Genomic DNA, 21,438 nt, shown 5'->3' with positions numbered 1-21,438 from the left:
CTACCCCCGGTAAGGAGACAATCATGAAGCGACTCGATACGTTCTACATCCACGGCGAATGGGTGCCGCCCGTCGGCGATGCCTTATTCACGGACATCGTCAATCCGGCGACCGAAGCGGTAATCGGCACGGTTGCGCTCGGGGGCGAGGCCGACGTTGACCGCGCCGTCGCGGCGGCACGCGCGGCGTTTCCAGCGTGGTCACGCTCCACCCGCGAAGCACGGATCGCCCTGCTGGAACGGGTGGCCGACATCTACAAGACCCGCATGCCCACGCTGGCAGACGCCGTCACGGCCGAAATGGGGTCGCCGCTCTGGTTCAGCCAACAGCGTCAGGTACCTGCTGGACTGGCGCAGATCCTCTCCACCCTTGCCGCGCTGAAGACGTTCCCCTTCAGCGTGCAACAGGGCACGACGCAAGTCCTGCGCGAGCCGGTTGGCGTGGTCGCGCTGGTGACGCCATGGAACTATCCGTTGAACCAGATTGCCGCCAAAGTGGCACCGGCCCTCGCGGCCGGCTGCACCGTCGTGCTCAAGCCGTCGGAAATCGCACCGCTCGATGCGCGCCTGTTCGCCGAGATCCTGCATGAGGCGGGCGTACCGGCCGGGGTCTTCAACATGCTCTACGGCGACGGCCAGCTGGTCGGCCGCGCCTTGTCGCGCCACCCGGACGTGGCCATGGTCTCCATCACGGGATCGACACGGGCCGGCGTCGATGTCGCCATCCATGCGGCGCCCACGGTCAAGCGCGTGGCGCAGGAACTGGGCGGCAAGTCGCCGTGCGTGATCCTGGATGACGCCGACCTGAAGACGGCCGTGACGACCACCGTGGTCGCCTGCATGATGAATTCCGGACAGACCTGCATCGCCCCGACCCGCATGCTGGTGCCGCGCAGCCGGCATGCCGAGGCGGTAGCCATCGCTGCTGCCGTCGCCAATGGCCTGCCGGTGGGCAACCCGCTGGACGACACCAGCAAGATCGGGCCGCTGTCCAGCCGCCGCCAGTACGAGCGGGTGCAGCAGATGATCGAAGCCGGTATCCGCGAAGGCGCACGGCTGGCGGCGGGCGGCCCCGGCCGGCCCGAAGGGTTGGACTGCGGCTACTTCGCCCGCCCCACGGTGTTCGCCGAAGTCAGCAACCAGATGGCGATCGCACGCGAAGAAATCTTCGGCCCGGTCATGAGCATGATTCCCTATGACGACGAAGACGAAGCCATCGCCATCGCGAACGACACCGACTATGGCCTGGCTGCCTACGTCTGGAGCGGATCGCCGGACCGTGCCGCGCGCGTGGCAGGTGCGATGCGTGCCGGCACGGTACAAGTCAACGGCGCGACCCTGGACTTCACCGCGCCGTTTGGCGGCTACAAGGCTTCCGGCAACGGACGGGAATTTGGCGAGTACGGACTGGCGGAGTTCCTGGAGTTCAAGGCCGTGCTGCGGACGGCCTGACCGTATCCCCGCGCGCCGGCGGGATCGGCACGGCCGGTCCCGCCGGGATATCGCCCGCGGGGGCAGCTATGTACGCGCCGTGGAGGTCGTCATACCGGGGCGCGGCATGTTGATGAGCCAGCATGCGGTTCCCCATGTCGCTGCTTGGCCGGCCGTCGGCGTGTATCGCCTGCAGCATCGCAATCAGGGCCTTCGCTGCCGCCTTCGGCTCCCATTGCTTGCGCACTGCGCAGTCGATGCGTACTGGCGGGATCTGGCAGACATCATGCAGCGTGACAAAGCGCTCGCGGAAGTATTCGGTCAGTGAGAAGCCGATATCCGCCAGCCCGATCGCATCGGAGCACTCCACCACCTTGCACGACAGGGCCAGGCTCTCGATCTTGTGGCAACGGCCGAGCCAGTCGTCGCCGCAGAGCCTGGACAGCGAAGGATACAGCGACGAATGCCAGATCTCCGAGGGCAGGATGAGAGGGAAATCCGTGAGCCGGGCATTCGCCGGCGGCTTGCCAGCCAGTAGCGGATGCCCGCGCCGGACAAATGCTTCCGGGCAGATTTCGGCGATGGGCTCGCACTGATACTGTGGCCGGTCACCGAACATGGATGCCATGCCAATGGCCACGTCCACGTCGCCGCGTTCGAGCATTTGCAGGCCGCGCTCCTTGGTGCACGAGCAGAGGTCGAGCCTGACCTCCGGGTAGCGCGCCAGCAGGCGCTCGATGCCACGGGTCAGCAGCCATTCCAGGGTGGGGGGAAACACGCCCACGCGCAGCGTTTCCTTGCCGGGTTCTGGCTTGGGCATGCCAAGCAGGTCAGCGGCATCTGCCAGCAGGCGCCGGGCGCGCTCAAGGAATACCTGCCCCTCCTCGGTCGGCACCACGCCCTTCGAGGTACGACGGAAGACCGGATATCCGAGCCGCCGTTCCAGTTCGGCAACGCTCTTGGTTGCCGCCGACTGCGTGATGCCGATCACGTCCGCAGCCTTCGAGAAAGAGCCGAAGCGGCCAACCGCGACCGCGTGCTTCAGGCGAGCGTCCATCTGGTATTCCCCCCGAAAGAGTTTGCGCGCGGGGCACCCGCCGCCGCGCGATTGCCAGTCAGTCCTTATAGGTGGGGTCCATGCGTTCCACCTGACGCAGCAAGGCGGGCCATTCGCGCTTGCCGAAGGTATTGTCGCGGGCGTCCATCACGGCACGCGTGTCGTCGATGGCCTGCTGGTCCGGCAGGGTCAGCCCGGCACCGCATGCCATGGCGTCTACCTGCGTGCGGCAGGCTATCTCCAGCCAGTACATGCGACTGAATGCCTCGGCCACGCCCGGCCCCACCGCAAGCAGACCGTGGTTGCGCAGAATCACCACCTCATGGTTGCCCAGGGAATTGACCAGGGGCGCCTGCTGGCCGAGCTGGAGCACCGGGCTGTCGAAGTCGTGGTAGCCGGTCTTGCCGTAGAAGCGCAGCGCGGTCTGCGTCATGGGCAACAGCCCCGACGCCAGCGCCGACAAGGCCATGCCGGCACGGGTGTGGGTGTGGATCACGCACGACACATCGGGCCGGGCCTTGTGGATGGCCGTGTGGATCACCATGCCGGCGCGGTTGACTTCATACCCGTGGGCGTTCTGCGGTGCCAGCAGGACGTTGCCGTCGAGGTCGATCCGGATCAGGTTGGATGCGCAAATCTCGGTGTACAGGTAGCCGTACGCGTTGATCAGCAGGTGTTCGGTACCAGGTATGCGCAGCGTGATGTGGTTGTAGATGAGGTCCGTCATGCCGTACCGGTCCATCAGACGGTAGCAGGCGGCGAGTTCCACGCGGGCGCGCCACTCGGCCTCGCTGACGAGGCCTCGCACGGCGTCCTGGGGAACGGAGGTTTGCTGGTTCATGTCAGGCTCCTCATTCCACCCGGATGTTTCCGGCCTTGATGACCTTGCTCCAGCGCTGGCTCTCCGCATCGAAATAGCGGTTGACCTGCGCCGGGGTCATGACATCGGCCTCCATGCCGTACTCGGCGATGCGCTTGCGTACGTCGTCCTCCCGCAGCACTTCAGTGGTCGTCTGCGCCAGCTTGTCGATGACCCGCTGTGGCGTCCTGGACGGTGCAACGATGGCCAGCCACGACATCGCCACGGCATCGGGATAGCCAGACTCCGCCAGCGTGGGGACATTGGGCAGCGCCGGCACTCGCTTCGCGCCGGTGAACGCGATCGCACGCAACTTGCCCGACTTGATGTACGGCCCAAGCAGTTGCAAGGTATCGACTGTCATCTCGACGCGCCCGGCGATCAGGTCCGGCAGGACGGCGGCGGCACCCTTATAGGGCACGTGATTCAGCTTGATGCCGGCGTGCATGGCAAACAGTTCGGCAGCCAGGTTCGCGGTAGAACCGGCACCCGAGGTGCCATAGCGCATCTGGTCCGGGTGTGCCTTGGCCCATGCCACCAGTTCTTGCACCGAGCGGACCGGCAGGTCGGCGTTTACCACCACCAGCAGCGGCACGCGGGCCATCATCGCCACCCCGGTCAGGTCCTTGAGCGGGTCGTAGGGCAGCTTGCTGTACAGCAGCGGATTGGTGACGTGGGCCGGCGATGTGGTCAGCAGGGTATAGCCATCCGGGTCCGACTTCACCACGTAATTGCTGCCAATCTGCACGTTGCCGCCCGGCTTGTTCTCGATGTAGAAGCTGGTGCCTAGGCGCGCGCCCAGCTTGTCGCTGACGAGGCGGGACACCGTATCGATCGGTCCGCCCGGAACGGACGGCACGACGACCTTGACCGGCCGCGCGGGGTAGGACGGCTCGGCCGCCCGGGATGCGTTGATGCCAGACACGGCGGCTGCCGCGATGGCCACCATGGGGGCGAGGCGCTGGAATGCGCGCATGGGTAGTCTCCTGCCTGTTGTCGTTATGTTGTGATGAAAGCCGCTGGCACGCAGTGCCGCGGCCTCATTCGGGCTGAACTGCCTTCAGTCGAGCAGCGCAACCTGTACGTCGCGCTTCCCCTCATAGGGATCGCGACCGTGCCATACCTGCAGGTTGTCGAGGATCATCAGATCGCCGTCGCACCACTGCCAGCTGTAGGTGTAGCGGTCGCACACTGCATTGATGTGCGCGACGTCTTCGTCGCTTAGCCGTTCTCCATTGGCGAGGAACATGCCGGTGGGGTATTTCCTGTTCTTGCGCATCTCCGGGTCCAGGACCTTCATCGCGGTGTGATCACGATGCAGGCCCGAGCGGTACAGCTTCTTGCCGGTGACGGGATGGTGCAGGAACGGGTCCAGCGTGGCGAAGACCGTCAGCGAGCCGTCGTCATGCCACAGCGGCTCCAGGCCGCGGCTGGCGCATCGCGCTTCGACCTCGGCGGGCTCTTCCGTGCCGAACGCATGGTTCCAGCCATGCCGGTCCTGGTCTTCGTACGACGACTCGACGGTGTCTGTCCTCGGGCCATAGTTCAGTGCCGAGCGGATGCCGATGGCGCTGATCTTCGCCACCAGTTCGGGGCCGATGCCCTCGACGAACTGGCGCGCGTCGGCAATTGTGGTGGCGCCGCCCACGGGAGCCGTCAGCCGGGAGAAGAAGGCGATGCGCTTCGGGTACTGCCGCCGGTACGCCATCTCCGAATGCACGCCGAGCTTGACGCCTGCATCCAGGCGGGTCGATTCCATGACCCGGCCGGCGATCTGCAGGCGGGGGGCGCGTCCACCCACATAGCCGTCCTGGAACGGCGGAAACTGGTCAACGACGTCGGCAAAGTCCTCAGTGTCAGGCGTAGGAAAGCCGCGCAGGACAATGCCGCCGTGGCGGACGATGAGTTGTTCGAGCGCGGGCTTCGCCTGTCGCGTCCAGGCGCGGAAGCGGTCGCGGTCCAGCAAGGCCTCGCCCTTCGGTTCGATGAAGAGCGGCGGCTGCCCCGGCGCGCGCTCGTGGCATCGGACGTCATTACCCAGGGCAGAGATCAGGCTCGGATCGAGCGATTCCGGGATCGTATTCATTGCAGTTTTTCCAGTTGTGTCGGTGGACGGGGCCCCGCTGCGCCTTGCTTCAGCCCAGACCATGCAGGTGTCGGAGGTCTACTGTACGGAGCGAGGCAGGCCTCGGTGATTCCCCGTCTGTTTGCGGTGATTCCAATCTGGAATACTGAGAGCCACCCAAACCATGGACGCGATATGCGATGCGAATAGATGACCTGCGAGCCTTCATGCTCGTTGCGCAACACGGCAGCCTGCATCGGGCGACGGAATATCTGGGGGTGACGCAGTCGGCGCTATCCAAGGCGCTCGGACGGCTGGAAGCGGATACCGGCATGCGCCTGTTCGAGCGCAGTTCACGCGGTGTAATGCTTACGCCGGTAGGAGAGTCAATGCTGGCCCGCGCGCGGCAGGTGGTACTGGCCGCACATGACTTCGAAAAGGAAATCGAAGCCCAGCGCGCGGCCCGTTCAGGAAAGATCCGGCTCGCGGCGACGCCCTATCTCGTTGCCACGCTCCTGACACCCGTGATCGCGCGGTTCCTCGCGCATCGCCCGTTGGCAAGCTTCGCCGTCGAGACGCGTCTCACGCGCGGGGCAATCCAGGCATTGCAATCTGGCGAGGCCGACTTCGCCTGTGGCGGCCTCACCGCCGACGTGCCGGGCGATTTTTGCCGCGCCCTGCTGCAACCGCTGCGGCTGAACATCGTCGCCCGGGAAGACCACCCCCGGAGACAGACGTTCAGGGCACTGCCCGACCTTATCAACGAGCGTTGGGCCCTGCCGCAGACCTCATCGAGCCTCTATCAGGTGATGGCCCACCAGTTCGCGGAAGTTGGCCTGCCACCACCGCACGTCGCGGTGGAATGGACTGGCTCGGGTGTCCCGATTGCTGAATTGCTGCGAAACACTGACTTGCTCGGGCTGCTGCCGCACCGCACGCTGACGGGACCGGATGGCCACGGCTTGTGCGTTATTGCGGATGGCGAAAAGCTACGCGAGCCCGACGTCGCCCTGTTGTGGCGCGATGATGGCTATCTTTCCCCGCTCTGCCTAGAATTCCGCGAGGCGCTGGTGGCGTTCAGCAGGGAAGGCGAAATGGGCACGACGCAAAAGTCCAAAGACTAACCTGGCTGATCACTGTTGCAGTCGATTATCAAAGCGCAATAGTCAAGGTGACGCGCACATCGGATGCACGCTTAGCGCGCCGCCGTTGTAGCTGGACGGCACGCTGAAGCCGAAATTGTCGCCGCGTATCAGCACGATGTTGGGGCGTTAGGCGGCGCCGGCAGGGCCCGCAAAGCAGCGCCGCGAACCCCGCCCGGCAAGGCGCGCGCGCAGGTGCGCCACTGCAGGCGATCTGCATTCAGGGTTGTTTCCGTGGGATGGGAAAGAATTGCGGCCGCGCTTGTGGGCCACTGCCGGGTGAGGACGGCGGCGCGCGACGCGGGAAAGAATCAGCTGGCGCGAACCGTCCGCGCGGTCAGGGCGGTGCCGCGGGTGGTTGGTATGGGTCCGGCGTGCCCATTGGAATCAGCGGGAACTTCTTCACGCTGGCCTCGAACGCTCCCATCATCTTGAGCATGGGCCCGAGTACCCAACTCGCGTAGGCGCGCTTTTGCTCATCTTCGCGCGGGTTGGTGTAGAGGTCGAACAGATATGGTACGGCGAGCTTGAGAGGCGGCGCTTCCATATTGTCCTGCTGGTAGAAGTGGGCCTTGAAATTCTGCCACTTAACCGCCTGCAGGCGGTTGTCGACCCAGATCAGGATGCCCTCGCGCGCGGACTTCGCGGTCTTGCCCTCGAAGAAGGTGGCCTGGTTCACGCCGTCGATGGGGCGGTCACCCGGTACGCGCGCGCCGGCCATACCGGCGATGGTCGGAAACAGGTCCACGCCGTGCACGATCTGGTTGCTCACGGCGCCGGCGGGAATTTTCCCCGGCCAGCGAATCATGAAGGGCACGCGGATGCCGCCCTCGTACGCGGTGAAATACTGACCGCGCCAGGGGCCAGCCCAACCGTCCCATGGCCTGAAGTATTCAGCGCCGTTATCGCTGGCGAAGATGACGACGGTGTTATTGCGCAGACCAAGCCGGTCGACTGTATCGAGCATCTTGCCGACGTTGTCATCCATTTCGGCCAGCATGTCGGCCCAGTCGCCGTTTCCGGTCTTGCCGGCGAAGCGCGGATTCGGCACCGTGGGCAAGTGCGGCTGTGTCAGGCTGGCGAAGGCGAAGAAGGGCTTCCCGGATTTTGCCTGCTGCTCCATGAAGGCGATCGAGCGGCGCGTGAGTTCCGCATCCATCAGACGGCGCTGCTCCATGTCGTAGACCTTCAGTTCGCGGCTCTTTTCTCCTTTGCGGCCTTCCAGGATGTATTCTGGCTTCATCCGCTCAGGCGAATAGCCGTTGGAGCCCGGCCACATGGCCTCGTTGGTAGTGCGCGGAATGCCATACCACTCGTCGAAGCCCTGGTCATTGGGCAGGCGCCCGTCATGGCTGCCCAAGTGCCACTTGCCGAAGAGCGCGGTGGCATAGCCGGCGTCAGATAGAGACTCGGCGAGGGTGACTTCCCACTGCGTCAGGCCATCGGCCACGCCGCCGATCGGCACCGCGTAGGTGCCCGAGCGGATGGCATAGCGGCCGGTCATCATGCTGGAGCGGCTCGGCGTGCACTGCGGCTCCATGTTCATGTTGGTCAGGCGCATGCCCTCGGCGGCTAGCTTGTCGATGCGCGGCGTGGGTGCGCCGCGCAGTTCTCCGCCGCCATAGACCCCCAGTTCGCCGTACCCGAGGTTGTCGGCAAGGATGAACAGGATGTTCGGCTTCTGCGACGCCTGCGCCGATGCAACCGAAGTGAGCACTGCCCCTGCGGCAAGCAGAGCGGCAGCGACGAGCCGAACTGCCCGCCGAGCGGGCGCTGACTGTATCGGATGGATGGGTTTCATGCCGGCGTTACCTGGATGGATTGGGAAGGAATGCATCAGCCGAGCAGCGTCCTGACCCGCACGGCCGCCCGGGAGCCGGCGCCGATCGCGCCGTCGATGAAGCCGCGCCAGCCTTCCCCGTGGTCGCCCTGGCCGAAGATGACGCGGCCGCGATCTTGCTGGAAGTGCGCGTAGTATTTCCCGAACCAGCCCGGCCGATAGTTGGCCCAGGTGCCGAGGCTGTAGGGGTCTTCGGTCCACGGGTAGAACTCGACCTGCTCCACCACTGCGTCGGGGAAGAAGTCCCGCAGGGCCTGCTGCACGGCGGCCTTGTCGCGATAGTCGATTCGCTTCGGATCAGGCCCGAACGTGACGAGAATGGTATGGTCGTCGGCCATGGCATAGGTCGACGTCAGCGAGAGCGGGTGCGTAGGCGATGCCAGGGCGGTCACGCGGCCCTCCGCAAGACGCCCCTTCACCTTCGTCAGCAGTTTGATGCCCACACCCGCGTGCCGCTCGCGCCCGGCGGCCGCCACCTTTTCATCCAGAGGCGGGAAGAACTGCACGCCGGGCAGCACATTCATCGGCAGCGCCACGATGACCCCGGCCGCGCTCAGTCGCTCGCCGGTGGCCGTGGTGACGACCACATGGCTGCCCCGGTCCTCGACCGAACGTACGGGCGTGCCCAGGCGGATTTCCGGCTTGCCGTCCGCCACCATCTTGTTGATCAGACTGACGGTGCCGTGCTTGAAGCGATAGCGCCCCGCCGCATCGCGCAGCGCCGGCAGATTGCCGCCAGGTAGCGCCCACCAGCGGTTCACATCCACCTGCGATGCCAATTCCGGCGGGCAATGCGCTAGCCCGGCCGCGTAGCATTCGAGGACCACCTGCTGGACCGGGGTCAGCTTCATGCCGCCGATGACATCCCGCGCGCTAAGCCGGTCGCTCCCAGTGATGGCTTTCCAGCCGTGGGATGCGTCGTACGGGCGCTCCCACATCTCGCCCGCCTTCGCAAAATACTGGTTGAACGCGCCGAAGACCGCACCCAGTTGCTCGGGCGACTTCAGGTATTCACGCCGGCCGTCCACCAGCACGACGGTCACCGCGCCGGCCGGTTCGACTTGAGCATCCGGCGTTTCCACCACTTCCAGCTTGTAACGTTGCACCTCCGACCAGACGAAGGGTTGCGACCAGTGGATCCAGGTGCCGCCCAGTTCGACCTGGTGGCCGGCGAAATCGCTGGTATGCGTACGGCCGCCCAGGCGATCGCGCGCTTCCAGCACCAGCGTGCGGTAACCGTTCTTGCAGCAGTCACGCGCTGCGGTGATGCCGGCGAAGCCACCGCCAAGGACGATGACGTCGTAGTCGACACCCTTTGCCTTTGCCTTGCGGCGCACCTCGCCGGCGCTGCCTGCCTGGGCCTGTGTCGAACTAATCGCGCTGCCGAGCGCCATCGCCCCCGCACCCGCACCGGTACGGCGCATGAAACCACGACGGTCGATCGACGCCGGAGCCTTGCCGGTGACGGGAAGCTTCTTTTCCATGGTGATTGATGTCCTGAGTCAAGTTCCGCTCAGCATAGGATTAAACTGACCGCAGGCGGTATCCAGCATTGGCAACCCATTCCTGAAGCCCTGTTACAAATTGGCGGCAGACCTTGGATGCATTGCATGACGCACAATCCGATGATTGGCGTAAGTCCCGATACCACCTCGCCGACCGCAACGGAGACAATGCTCGCGCCGGGCGGGCGGCGACCTGCCCCAGAGTTACCGTTGCAGGCTCTATATGTTCAATGCCGGACATTGCCATGCCTCGTCGACCACAGACCCCGACGATCACGCGCGTGGCCTTCCCGAATTCCACCAGCGCTATCTCCAGACCGGACCAGGACGCTTCGAGGGTACCCTCCAGCGCTTCGATCTGGCCGGGGATGTTGTCGTGTACCGTGAACAGGTCAACGTCCCGACAGCGCAGGAAGGCTGGTTGGCGAAGGGCTGGCGTACGTTCGGCATCTCCATGTCCGAGAGCAGTTCGACGCTCCAGGGGCGCGCCGTCGGCGCTACCATCGGGCATTTGCAGGGAGGGGGCGACTGGGCCGTCCAGACAGCGGGACGGACTGACCATGTAGGGATCGTGATTCGCGACGAGACCTTCGCCCAGTATGCCGAATACCTTGGCGGCGTCGATGGTATGTCGTGGGCCAGCCTGCCCTTGCTCGAAACCAGCCAGCCGGCACGCCAGCACGCCTCGGCCGGCATCGGCAATTGCCTATTGGCTGCCGCGGACAATCCTGGAGCCCTAACGCATCAGGCGGCGCGCACGGCGTTGCGCGATAGCATTCTCGAACACCTTTTCTGCCTGCTGATCGATGCACAACCAGCCCGGCGCCGCAATGACGTGACGCGGTTGACCTACAGCGAGATCGTCAATCGCAGCCGCGAACACTTGATGAAGAACCCGGGTTCGCCCGCAGGCCTCCTAGAGTTCTGCCAACTGCTGCGCATCAGCCGTCGGACGTTGCAGACTGCCTTCTTGGACGTCACAGGTGTTACTCCACAGGCATACATGCGTGCCGTGCGACTCTCATCGGTACACAAGGTGTTGCGACAGGCCGATGCGCCGGAGATCAATGTTGTGGCCGCCAGTTGGGGCTTTGTTAACATGGGCAGGTTCGCGGCGGACTACCGGCTCATGTTTGGCTATCTGCCGTCGGAGACAGCTCGAACCTGTGGAACGCTCCATTTGGCCCGCTGACCCTTATTTCGGCCGCCTCCTCGGGGGCCAGCAAGTCGACATTCCGCCTGCCGGCCGACATCACTCGGAATGTCCGCCCGACATGGTAGCCGGGCTCCTTCGTGTACCGCAGCAAAAGTGGGACCTCCGCAATTTGTGTGACGACGGCGAACTAGGTTGGAGGATGTTGTAGTCAGCGTGGAACGGCCGCCGCCCGCCGTAGAACAAGGGAAAGTTGTCACCGACTCCGAAGCACTGTCGTCAATTTGCGTGGGGCGCATTAAAAACCTTGGGGTTTGGCTTCAGCAATTCGCCCTAACCGGTCGAGGAACTCGGCCACTTCAGCGGGTAGCTCCGCCATGCGCCGTCGGAAGGCGGTGAGTCTTTCGCTTAGGTCGCCGTTGATGAACTCGCCTCGCTGGAACTTGTCCTGGCGCGCAGGGCAAAGTCCAAGCACCCGCCTTGCGACTTCCTGGCCGAACAGATCATTCGGAACTGCACCGGTAGTCGGCACGATCGGGACATTACAGGCTCGGAACCTGCCGAATTCTCTGGCGAGGATAAGTGAAAAGCGGGACAGCGTTGGGCGGACGGTCTTCCCGCCCGTCTGGCCAACAACTTGCGCTCATACCGCAATAATTATCGGCATTGCGTTTTGCTATGCATTTTCGGATGGTACGAACGGGAGCGCGGATAAAATTGTTAAGAATCAGTGGCTTATTGTGCCCTCACCTCCGTCCGCTAACCGGACATCTGCCGCAGCCGCGCTGATCTTAGATGGGGCGGCCCGCGCAACATCCACGTGCGCGGCGTGGCCAGCGTCCGTGGGCGCTTCAACAACCGCGGCAGGACGGATGCCTTAGGAAGTCAGCACACGGCAATAGGTGGAGCTGCCCGGCCCCAGTCGTGGGAAGAAAGTCATTCCACGTCGAGGATGGCGGCGTGGGCCTGCGTTGCCGTGGCGTCGACCAGGAATACTACTTACCATTATCCGAATAATGGTAAGTGATTAGCTGGATATAATGGATCACAGGGCCGAGAACCCGGCGCTGGCTTTGCCCGGTCTATGCGCTGGCCGCCCGGCCACCGTCGCCGGGCCCTGCCATTGACGCGGCCCAGACTACCCCTGCCCCAAGCCTCCCATGAATACGTCGCCCCTCACGCCGAACGCACTGCCTAGCCCAGTATTGCCGGGCGGGCTTTCCGACGCCGAGCTGGTGCGCGCATGGCTAGACGCCAAGGCCGCCGCGGGTCTCGGTCTGCGCGCCAGCACCTGCAGTCAGTACGAGCTCGAGGCGCGGCGCTTGCTTTGGTATGCGGACGCGCAGGGCCGGCCTCTGGCCACCTGGCAGGTGACTCATGCCAGCGACTACCTTACCTTCTTGCGTGACCCGCCCGCGCACGCGGTCAGCAACGGCCGAGTTCGCCGCGGCAGCGCGGCTTGGCGACCGCTGCGCGGCCCGCTTTCCGAAGCATCGCGACGCCAGAGCGCAGTCATCGTGGGTAGCCTGTTCGACTGGCTGGTACGGGTTGGGGCTCTGCGGATCAATCCGTTCGCGCCAGTGCCGCGAGAGCGCTCTGCCACAGGGCCCGGCTCCCAGCGGAGGTTCCTCGAACTGGAACAGGTGGCAGCGGTATTCGAAGCGATTGAAGCACGCCCGGCGCCGACGCGGTGGGCGCAGCTACACCACGCGCGCGACCGCCTGCTAGTTGCGCTGCTGTTCCAGACGGGGCTGCGCGCCTCCGAGGTAGCTGCACTAACTTGGGCGGATTTCGAACGCCATCCTGGCCGGTCCCGTGCGTTCTGGACCGTGCGCATCCGTCAAGCCAAGGGGGGCAACGATCAACTGGTGCCCTGCGACAACGCGATGGACGAACTGGCACGCTTTCGCCGTTTGGTAGGGCTGCCGCCCATGCCTAGCCCCACCGACACCGCAGCAGTCATCCCGGCGATCGCCGGTGGGCGTCAACGCGCTGTGCCGCCGGTCGATCCGTTTGAGCTACAGCGAAAGCTGAGCCGGCCGCTTCGTACGCGCCAGGGAATCTATGCCATCGTGCGTACAGCATTTGCGGAAGCGGCCGACCGTCTGGAGCGGGAGGACCGCAGCGAAGAGGCGGCCAGGCTCCGAGGTGCATCGACGCACTGGCTGCGGCATACGCATGCCACGCATCTGCTACGCGCCGGCGTGCCGGTAACCGACGTGCAGCGCGCCCTGCGACACCGCGACATCAACACCACGCGGCGGTACACCCACGAGGCGCTGGAAGATGTAGCTTTTGCGCTGGCCGGCAAAATCCCGGGCGCCGCGTAGCGTGTCAGACGCCAGCCATTCCTGCGCTCTCTCGCTGTGTGGGGCGGTTGCCTTCGGCTGGCCGTGGAAGGCGGTGAAGAACCGGGTGCGAGAACACTCTATGGCTCTGCCCGGTGAGCAATAAATTCCCTGCGGTTGGGTCGAAGTCAAGCTGACCTAGCATTGGCGCATGCGGTTATGTGGCCGGGGTACGTCCGCGCTTGCCATACCGTTGAGAGGCCGGCCGTCGCACCTGGATCGAGCCAATATTTTCCGGGGACTCCGCGGCGGAGGCACCAAGCGGACTCGAATGCCGGCGTCGCCCAACGCGGGAAGGTCGGTGAGCCGTGCGGGGCACCGTCCCAACTTGGGAAGGTCGGCGAGCCGCACTATGAGCGTCCCAGGTTAGGAAGACTAGCAGCCGTAGATGGGACCATCACAACTTGAGGTGGTCGTAAAGCGGGCCTAGCAGCGGATCAACTTGGAAGGTCTGCGCGCGCATATATCTGGCACCGTCCCAACTTGGGAAGGTTGGTGAGCTGTGCCGGGCAGCGTCTCAACTTGGGAAGACTGGCGAGCCGTGCCTGACACCGTCCCAATTTGGGAAGGTCGGTGAGCCGTGAGGGGCACCGTCCCAACTTGGGAAGGCTGGCGAGCCGTGCGTGACACCGTCCCAACTTGGGAAGGTCGGCGAGCCGTACGGGGCATCGTCCCAACTTGGAAAGCTTGGCGATCCGTGCGGGGCCGTCCCAACTTGGGAAGGTCGGCGAGCCGTGCGGGGCACCGTCCCAACCTGGGAAGGTCGGCGAGCTGTGCGGGGCACCGTCCCAACTTGGGAAGGTCGGTGAGCCGTGCGGACCGTCCCAACTTGGGAAGATCGGCAAGCCGCGCCGGGCACCGTCCCAACTTGGGAAGGTCGGCGAGCCGCACGGGCACCGTCCCAACTTGGGACGATTGGCGAGCCATGCCGGGCACCGTCCCAACTTGGGAAGGTCGGCGAGCCGTACGGGCACCGTCCCAACTTGGGACGATTGGCGAGCCATGCCGGGCACCGTCCCAACTAGGGAAGATCGGTGAGCCGTGCGGGGCACCGTCCCAACTTGGGAAGGCTGGCATCCGTGCGGGGCCGTCCCAATTTGGGAAGGTCGGTGAGCCATGCCGGGCACCGTCCCAACTTGGGAAGATCGGTGAGCCGTGCGGGGCACCGCCCCAACTTGGGAAGCTTGGCGAGCCGTGCGGGGCACCGTCCCAACTTGGGAAGGTCGGCGGGCGGTGCGGGGCACCGTCCCAATTTGGGAAGGTCGGCGAGCCGTGCGGGGCATCGTCCCAATTTGGGAAGGTCGGCGAGCCGTGCGGGGCACCGTCCCAATTTGGGAAGGTCGGCGAGCCGTGGGGGCGCCGTCCCAATTTGGGAAGGTCGGCGAGCCGTGGGGGCGCCGTCCCAACTTGGGAAGATCAATTGAACCGCGCCGGGCACCGTCCCAATTTGGGAAGGCTGGCGCGAGCCGTGCGGACCGTCCCAATTTGGGAAGATCGGTGAGCCGTGCGGGGCACCGTCCCAACTTGGAAAGGTTGGCGAACCGTGCGGGGCACCGTCCCAACTTGGGAAGGTTGGCGAGCCGTGAGGGGCACCGTCCAAATTTGGGAAGGTCGGCGAACCGTACGGGGCTCCGTCCCAACTTGGGAAGGTCGGCGAGCCGTGCGGGGCACCGTCCCAATTTGGGAAGATCGGTGAGCCGTGCGGACCGTCCCAACTTGGGAAGGTCGGCGAACCGTGCGGGGCACCGTCCCAACTTGGGAAGATCATTGAGCCGCGCCTGGCACCGCCCCAAACTGGGAAGATCACCAAGACGTGCCAGGGACCGACCCAACTTCGGAAGGTCAGCGAGCGTGGCCCATGCTGAGCGTTGGGCAAAAAAAAGCCCGCTCGAAGCGGGCGTGGTTACCTGAAGCTGTACTTACTTGGGCTGGTGGTGAAACGATTCGCTAATGAGCTGCCGGATTTGCGTCTCCAGGGCCTCGGACAGGACCCCAGCTCTGATTTTCACAGTGAAGCCGTTGACGTCCTTCGTAATGGAACCAGCCTGTTCCTTGCCGGAAAAAAACTTGTCAATGCTTCGCTCACTCGCGGAACTTGGCGCCGAAGCGCGCCGGGTTGCGAGTGCTTTGATAGCGCCAGCGACCTTACCTTGCTCCATCTTTCCCGATGCTACGAGCGGCCAAATCTCCTTCGCAGCATCGTTGCCGGCTTCTCCATACTTCCGAATCGTTGTGACAATGGCTTCGGCCGCGCTTCCGCCAAGCAGTCGCGGCTGAAGGTCGAGATCCTTCAACACGAAATCTGGCAACTGCGCGAAGCTAAGGAATCGATAGAGACCGCTCTTGGACAGGCCGAGCGCCTCCGCAAGTCGTACGCGGGACGGAAATTCCTTCTCTGTCCGCCGGACAGACAGCGCAATTTCATAGTCGGAAAGGTCGTCACGGCTGATATTCTCGACCATGGCGAGCACCGCCATATCAGCATCAGAACACTCCACGACGACGGCCTTGACGGTATCGAGCCCAAGCATTTTGTGGGCGCGCCAGCGGCGCTCCCCTGCCACAATCTGGTAGCCGGATTCAGCGCGGCGTACCACGATAGGCTGCATGAGCCCCACCTCACGAATGGACTCTGCAAGCTCTGACAGCTTGAGTTCATTGAACACGCGCCGAGGCTGCCATGGGTTCGGCACAATATCGGCAACAGCCAGTTGCGACGCTACGCCGGTTGCCTCCAACTCCTGGACACGGAGTTGCGCAACGGCCAGTGCCCCAGTGAGGCCAGGCGCGGTCTGGGTTCGGTCGCTACGCTTGACTTCGTCCTGATTAATTGCCGAGGTCTTGCGGATGCCCGCCGTCTTAGCCAGCAGCTGTTCTCGCATATTGCTCATTGCGCGCTCCTCCATTTTTCTGCGTAGATCTCATCCAACCACCGGCAATAGTCCATGATCGGCTGACGCACGCGGGTCAGCGACTTGGCCGCGCTATGCGTGCTACTCACGTCGAACACCGTCGAGAATGCCAGCGCCCCAGTGCTCATCACCGAACTCGCCGGCACTTCGATCGAATGCAGCCACTTCTCATAAGCGCTCTGCGCCCAGGCACGCACGATGGGTGCCGACGAGGTGCGCCCATAATCGACCTTGGAGAGCAACAACGAGACGAAGTCGTATTTCTTGTCGGCTTCATACTTGATGAAGCTTTTGGAGACGTCTGAAAACAAGCGCCAGAAAGACAGCGAGCTGATGAAGTCCAGGTTCTCAGGAACCATCGGCATGACCATCGCGTCTGCCGCAAGCAAGGCGTTCAGGTTCATGTAGGAAAGCGAGGGAGACGTATCCATGAGGATATAGTCATAGTGCTTGCGCAATGGCTCCAACCCTTCCCTCAGCACCGTCCAGAAGCGAAAGCCAGGCTTGATTTTCTGCATCGCGGGCAGATGGAACTCTGCCCCAATCAGTTCGGTGTGCGCCGGAATCAAGTCAAGGCCATCCCAATAGGTTGACTGGATGCTTCCCTGTAGTCCCCCTTCGATTTGCTGATCATAGATATAGGGCAAGACCGTGTCTTCCGGCGTGACATCCTTCTCGGCATACAAACCACATAGTTCCGAGAGCGAGGCCTGAGGATCCAGGTCGACAACCAGGACTTTTCGGCCACGCAATGTCAGCCCCTGAGCCAGACACATAGTCGTGGTAGTCTTGGCCGAGCCGCCCTTGAGCTGGGCGGTGATAATGATTTTTCCTTCAGGCTCTCTCGTGCCTGTGACGAGCGGCGTCTGATAAATGTCGGAGACCTTCTGCACCCAGATGCGTGCCTCCTCCAGCGTGAAGGTCCGGGTACGCCCAGTACCGGCGGCCTTTCCTGGCGGCAATTCTCCATCTCCCTTGGTCGCGAGGTACTGAACTTGCGAGTGGGAGATGTTGCATAGGTCTGCAATCTCCCCCGTCTTAAAAATCGGGGCGGTTTTTCGCGGCCGCGGTGCGAGAATCGTCTCGCGAAGTTCGTCCGTAAAAATGGTGACCCTTTCCGCGAACTGAGATATCTGCTCTAGCGGTACAGTTCGGTCGACTGCTGGAAGTTGGCTCGTTTTCACCATTCTGAGGTTTATCCGGAAAATTCGAGAAAGCTCAGAATACAGGAAATCCATGAGCAACGGCTCATAAATCGCTGATTTTGAATAAGAGTTTCTTTGAAAACAACGATTTTGCCTAAGCTTTAGGCAGTTTTGGGACGTCGTGGGGTTCACATGAGGTACCCGATAAGCGCTGGGAGATCCCTCGACTTATTGGCGGACCCAAAGCGTGACACAAATGACCTCACCTTCAATGGCTACATCGCCTTTCGGGCGCCGGCAAGGTGAGGTCATTTGTGCCGTTCGGCAAAACCGGAGAAGTGAACTCGCCGAAATCCGGCACAATGAAACTCACCTTCGTTCCCGTCCAGCCAAAGTCTTGCCCAGGGCTTGGTATGGGGAGGGCACCTGCTCGGCGTTTCCGCACAATTGACCTCACCTTTACACGGCCCAGACAAAGAAGTCCGTCAGGCAAGAACAGTGATGGTGAGGTTATTTGTGCTGCTCTGCAGCATGGTCTAGTGCTGGAGCAGCATCTCGTCGCAATGACACACCCCTTTTCAGGGCTGGGAGTCAGGGAGCGAGGGTGCACGTGCCAGCCGATGCACAATCAACCTCACCATCCTTTGAGCGGCCAGACCCTTTCATCGGACGGTGAGGTTCATTGTGCAAGGTTTAACCTCGGCAATCGCCAGCACAAAAAACCTCACCTTCATCTCATGCACAAAGAACCTCACCATGAGGCTGAGCGCGGGTCATTACAGGACTTCCAGCGATCCTCTTGCCAGCTCCGTAGCGTCGGACAGGTCAGTCGATCCTATTGCTTCGGCGCAATCCCGGTTAAATCACATCAATCGGCACGCAGAAATGGGTACGCACGTGTGCAGAACTCGAAGGGTCCCGACGCGCACCGTTCGCATCGTGACTGCCGGGGTTATGTTGGTTGGATGTTTTTGAAGTAAACCACCCAACTTACAAACAGAGAATTGCGAAATCCTTGTTGATCAAGGACTTAACCTTTCAAAGGTGAGGTTAGCTGTGTCAAAGGTGAGGTTCCGTGTGTCGCTAAGGTGCGGTTTACTGTGTGATCACGGTGAGGTCTATTCCCCGACAAGGTGAGGCTCATTGTGCAAACACCCCGAAGGTGAGATGTATTGTGCGTCACCTGTGGACAAGTCCGCTTTGCCCAGACTGGTCCTAGGCTTGAACGATTCGCGTGACGGAGATCGGTGAGGTTGGTTGTGCATCAGGTGAGATTCATTGTGCGCATTGACCCACGCTGACCCGACAGCCCGACGGATCAACCTGAAGGTGAGGTTTGTTGTGTTGACAGGACCTCACCATCACATGCTAGAGTCGCCCGAGCAATAAAACGAGCGGGAAGACGCGTATGGAGACGGACAATCCGGTGGAGGTCAAAGCGAGGACGACGCCTCGCCAAATGGCGCTGGCATTGTTTGAGGACATGTTTGACCTCGGGATGCCCATCAACGAGGCCAACCGTGAAATCGGCTATCAGCGCAACAATTTCTTCACGGAAATTGTCAACATGGGATTGGCGGCACGACGGTTCCTGGATGCCGCGTATTTCATCGTGGCACAAGAGCCGGAGGTTCCTGACCAATACGATGTCGAGCTGAACTACTTTAAGTGGTTGATGCGCTATGACAGCCGGAACCTGAAGCACCTGCGTACTATCGCGGACGAGGCGCAGAACGCCAAGGTTCGCGTGACCAATACACCGTCAGACCGGGAGCCAGATGAGAACGATATCTGGGTCCAGGTCCAGTTGATCGGCATGGTGGCGATGCATCGCGGCCGCGTCCGGTTCGATGTGCATCACAGTTTGATCCCGCATATTCGAGATCCCCGCAAGTCTCATTGGCTCAGCCTTCGCATCTCAACGGCATTTACCCGCAGTCTCGCGCGTGCGATCTATGACAAGGTCTTGCCGAATGTGCCCAACGGGCGTACGGACTGGATCAAACTTGATGAGATGCGGACCTGGCCGGGAAAGATGGGCGCGAATGCCAACATCTTCAAATACTTCAAGCGCGACTGGCTGGAGCCTGCGGTCCGCGAAATCAATGAGATCTCGGACATCGAGCTGTCCTACGAGACCAAGACCGAGTCCACTTCCTCGAAGAAGGTTGACCGGATTCGCTTTCTCCTCAAGCGTAAGGACACGGCCGACGCTGTCATGGCAAGCCTGTCCGATGCCAGCCAGATCTATAAGATTCTTAAGGAAGAGTTCAACCTCTCAACCCGGCAGTTCGGCGAGCTCTCCGAGAACCGCGAGACATGGAATGATGATCGCATCCTGCAGGCGATCGAGTACACGCGCTTCAAGCTCAATCGCGGTCAGGTCAAGAAGAGTCCCGCAGGCTATTTGATGAAGGCCTTGCGTGACAACTGGCGCATGTCAGAGGCTGAGCGCACGATGGTCCAGGTCCAGACCAAGCTGCTTGTCGAGGAAGAACAGAAGGACGCCGCGAAGATCGCCGTCAAGACCAGCGTGGAGCGCAGTGTTGCCTCGCGTGAAGACGAGACCCGCACTCGCATGAATGAAGAATCGCGGCAAGGGCGCGAGCACTTCGGGGCAGCGGATACCAAAGCGCGAGGGGATTTTGTCCGGGCATGGTTGGCCTCGCGCGAGGGCAAGCTTGTGTTGAAGCGGATGAGGCTGGAGGCATCGTCCGTATCCGAAGACATCATCCTGGCGAATTCAGAGTTGGCATGGTACCTGGGCCAATTCGTGTTTGGGCGTATGGCCTCCTTGCGCGCCTGAAGGCCGCAGCTTTCCTGCCTGGCTGATCGTGTTTTACCCCAGATCCTGTTGTGACGAACCGGCTCTTTCCTTTCGGGGTGGCATAGGAGCCGGTTCGGCTTCCATATATTCAGCGGGCAGGAGTCGGAGGTATGTCCGGGCCTTCTCAGGATCTCGACACGTCAGCCAATCGTCCCATTCGCTGCTAGACACGGAGTGTCCGCTCTTCGGTGAGGCTGTTTGAAAACTCGTGTCAGAGGGGCGTCAGCAAGCCAGACCGCTCAGATCACGGTAGGATCGCAACCTCTGGCTTGCCAGGAGAAGCAGCAGACCGCAACCTCACAAAAGCCTGAGCCTCAACGCCAGACAGGCTTCCGCGAAGATCCGTAGCTGGAGAACAACGTGTACACGGAATTGGCATCGACGCAATTCTCAAGCAATGAGCGAAAGTGCCGGTCGCAGAAGCTCTGGGCCACGCTGGCCAGCATGTGCAGGTGTGTGTAAATATCCCAGTCCGGGAAGAGCAGGACGACGAGATCTCCTACCGGCTCCCCGTCTGGCGCATTGAACGATATCGGCTTCAAGAGTCGGACGTAGAAAGCTATTGCCCGCGGTATCGCCGCAATGCGGCCGTGGGGGACGGCCACACCTTGACCTAGGCCGGTCGATCCCAACGCTTCACGCGCGGTAAGAGCGGCGGCGACCACTTCGGCGCTCAGTCCATACCGTTCGGCAGCAAGCGCACCGAGGCTGTGAAACAGCGACGGCTGGTCCGGAGCGTCGAGTCGGAGCACGACATTCGCTTCGCACAGGAGGTTTCCGATCGACTGCGCCAGAGGCCGAGTTTGGCAGCCAGAATCAGGGCTTTGTACCCCGCCGCCTCGCATCAAGTCCCTCCAGGCATCAGTCGGTTCAGCTGGGACTTCGACAAGTTGCCCCACAACCGCCCCTGGTGCAGCCTCTACGATTTGAAGCATGGCGTCGCTGACAGCCGCTTTGGGGAGGGTCAACGAAAGGCGCATACGTGCGCCTCCCGGCAATATGGCCAGGCGGATTGACCAGGACTGATCGGTGCATTCCCGAATCAAGGCATGCCGCAGCGGGGCGGCGTGCTTTGCATCGATGGTGATATGCATTGTCACGCAACGGCCTGCACGGACAGGTGCGTCGTTGACATCCGACCCGGTTCGGAGGATA

The 21,438-nt window shown here is 62.6% G+C and carries 14 protein-coding genes; 5 read left to right on the top strand and 9 right to left on the bottom strand.

The genetic code is table 11. The annotated features are described in order from the left end of the window. Positions 1–23: 23 nt before the first annotated feature. Positions 24–1,451, top strand: coding sequence for an aldehyde dehydrogenase family protein (locus AC1Q7H_RS10140; RefSeq protein ID WP_492381232.1), 1,428 nt, complete (start codon positions 24–26; stop codon positions 1,449–1,451). Here the strand turns inward: AC1Q7H_RS10140 and AC1Q7H_RS10135 are convergent. The 4 genes from AC1Q7H_RS10135 to AC1Q7H_RS10120 all read right to left on the bottom strand — a co-directional run bounded on the left by AC1Q7H_RS10135 (position 1,426) and on the right by AC1Q7H_RS10120 (position 5,432). After that, complete coding sequence (locus tag AC1Q7H_RS10135) at positions 1,426–2,487, bottom strand: LysR family transcriptional regulator (RefSeq protein ID WP_492381231.1); 1,062 nt, start codon at positions 2,485–2,487, stop codon at positions 1,426–1,428. The genes AC1Q7H_RS10140 and AC1Q7H_RS10135 overlap by 26 nt on opposite strands. A 58-nt stretch (positions 2,488–2,545) precedes the next feature. After that, positions 2,546–3,328, bottom strand: a complete 783-nt coding sequence (locus tag AC1Q7H_RS10130) for a class II aldolase/adducin family protein (protein ID WP_492381230.1) — start codon at positions 3,326–3,328, stop codon at positions 2,546–2,548. 10 nt (positions 3,329–3,338) lie between these two features. Next, positions 3,339–4,322 carry a Bug family tripartite tricarboxylate transporter substrate binding protein gene (locus tag AC1Q7H_RS10125; RefSeq protein WP_492381229.1) on the bottom strand — a complete coding sequence of 328 codons (984 nt, stop codon included), beginning with the start codon at positions 4,320–4,322 and terminating at the stop codon, positions 3,339–3,341. 84 nt (positions 4,323–4,406) lie between these two features. Beyond that, positions 4,407–5,432 (bottom strand): TauD/TfdA family dioxygenase, encoded by a 1,026-nt coding sequence (locus tag AC1Q7H_RS10120; RefSeq protein ID WP_211982412.1) that lies wholly within the window; start codon positions 5,430–5,432, stop codon positions 4,407–4,409. A 179-nt stretch (positions 5,433–5,611) separates the two neighbouring features. Here AC1Q7H_RS10120 and AC1Q7H_RS10115 point away from each other — a divergent pair, with 179 nt between their 5' ends. Beyond that, positions 5,612–6,535 carry a LysR family transcriptional regulator gene (locus tag AC1Q7H_RS10115; protein WP_492381228.1) on the top strand — a complete coding sequence of 308 codons (924 nt, stop codon included), beginning with the start codon at positions 5,612–5,614 and terminating at the stop codon, positions 6,533–6,535. A 355-nt stretch (positions 6,536–6,890) separates the two neighbouring features. On the opposite strand, the gene AC1Q7H_RS10110 is transcribed toward AC1Q7H_RS10115, so the two are convergent. Together AC1Q7H_RS10110 and AC1Q7H_RS10105 are read right to left on the bottom strand one after the other, a co-directional pair. After that, a complete protein-coding gene (locus AC1Q7H_RS10110) occupies positions 6,891–8,270 on the bottom strand; it encodes an arylsulfatase (RefSeq protein WP_492381227.1) in 1,380 nt (459 codons plus the stop codon). Positions 8,271–8,389: 119 nt separating this feature from the next. Beyond that, positions 8,390–9,877 (bottom strand): flavin monoamine oxidase family protein, encoded by a 1,488-nt coding sequence (locus tag AC1Q7H_RS10105; RefSeq protein ID WP_492381226.1) that lies wholly within the window; start codon positions 9,875–9,877, stop codon positions 8,390–8,392. A 244-nt stretch (positions 9,878–10,121) separates the two neighbouring features. Here AC1Q7H_RS10105 and AC1Q7H_RS10100 point away from each other — a divergent pair, with 244 nt between their 5' ends. Beyond that, positions 10,122–11,090: a helix-turn-helix domain-containing protein gene (locus AC1Q7H_RS10100; RefSeq protein WP_492381225.1), complete on the top strand. Its 969-nt coding sequence runs from the start codon at positions 10,122–10,124 to the stop codon at positions 11,088–11,090. Positions 11,091–12,211: 1,121 nt separating this feature from the next. Continuing rightward, positions 12,212–13,381: a tyrosine-type recombinase/integrase gene (locus AC1Q7H_RS10095; RefSeq protein WP_492381224.1), complete on the top strand. Its 1,170-nt coding sequence runs from the start codon at positions 12,212–12,214 to the stop codon at positions 13,379–13,381. A 1,937-nt stretch (positions 13,382–15,318) separates the two neighbouring features. On the opposite strand, the gene AC1Q7H_RS10090 is transcribed toward AC1Q7H_RS10095, so the two are convergent. Both AC1Q7H_RS10090 and AC1Q7H_RS10085 read right to left on the bottom strand, forming a co-directional pair. Beyond that, positions 15,319–16,290, bottom strand: coding sequence for a ParB/RepB/Spo0J family partition protein (locus AC1Q7H_RS10090; RefSeq protein WP_035817758.1), 972 nt, complete (start codon positions 16,288–16,290; stop codon positions 15,319–15,321). Continuing rightward, the gene (locus AC1Q7H_RS10085; protein ID WP_013958495.1) at positions 16,287–17,498 is read right to left on the bottom strand and encodes a ParA family protein; all 1,212 of its coding nucleotides are present in this window, start codon (positions 17,496–17,498) and stop codon (positions 16,287–16,289) included. Before AC1Q7H_RS10085 ends, AC1Q7H_RS10090 begins: the two co-directional genes overlap by 4 nt. A gap of 1,366 nt (positions 17,499–18,864) precedes the next feature. Here AC1Q7H_RS10085 and AC1Q7H_RS10080 point away from each other — a divergent pair. Beyond that, on the top strand, positions 18,865–20,262 hold the full coding sequence (locus tag AC1Q7H_RS10080) for a replication initiation protein (RefSeq protein ID WP_492381223.1): 1,398 nt from the start codon (positions 18,865–18,867) through the stop codon (positions 20,260–20,262). A gap of 335 nt (positions 20,263–20,597) precedes the next feature. On the opposite strand, the gene AC1Q7H_RS10075 is transcribed toward AC1Q7H_RS10080, so the two are convergent. Continuing rightward, entirely contained in the window at positions 20,598–21,377 is a 780-nt protein-coding gene (locus AC1Q7H_RS10075) for a PTS sugar transporter subunit IIA (protein ID WP_492381222.1), read from the bottom strand. Between the last annotated feature and the right edge of the window lie 61 nt (positions 21,378–21,438).

It is taken from the genome of Cupriavidus sp. GW823-FHT06D04 (assembly GCF_058795055.1).
This window is presented reverse-complemented; position numbering and strand designations above follow the sequence as displayed.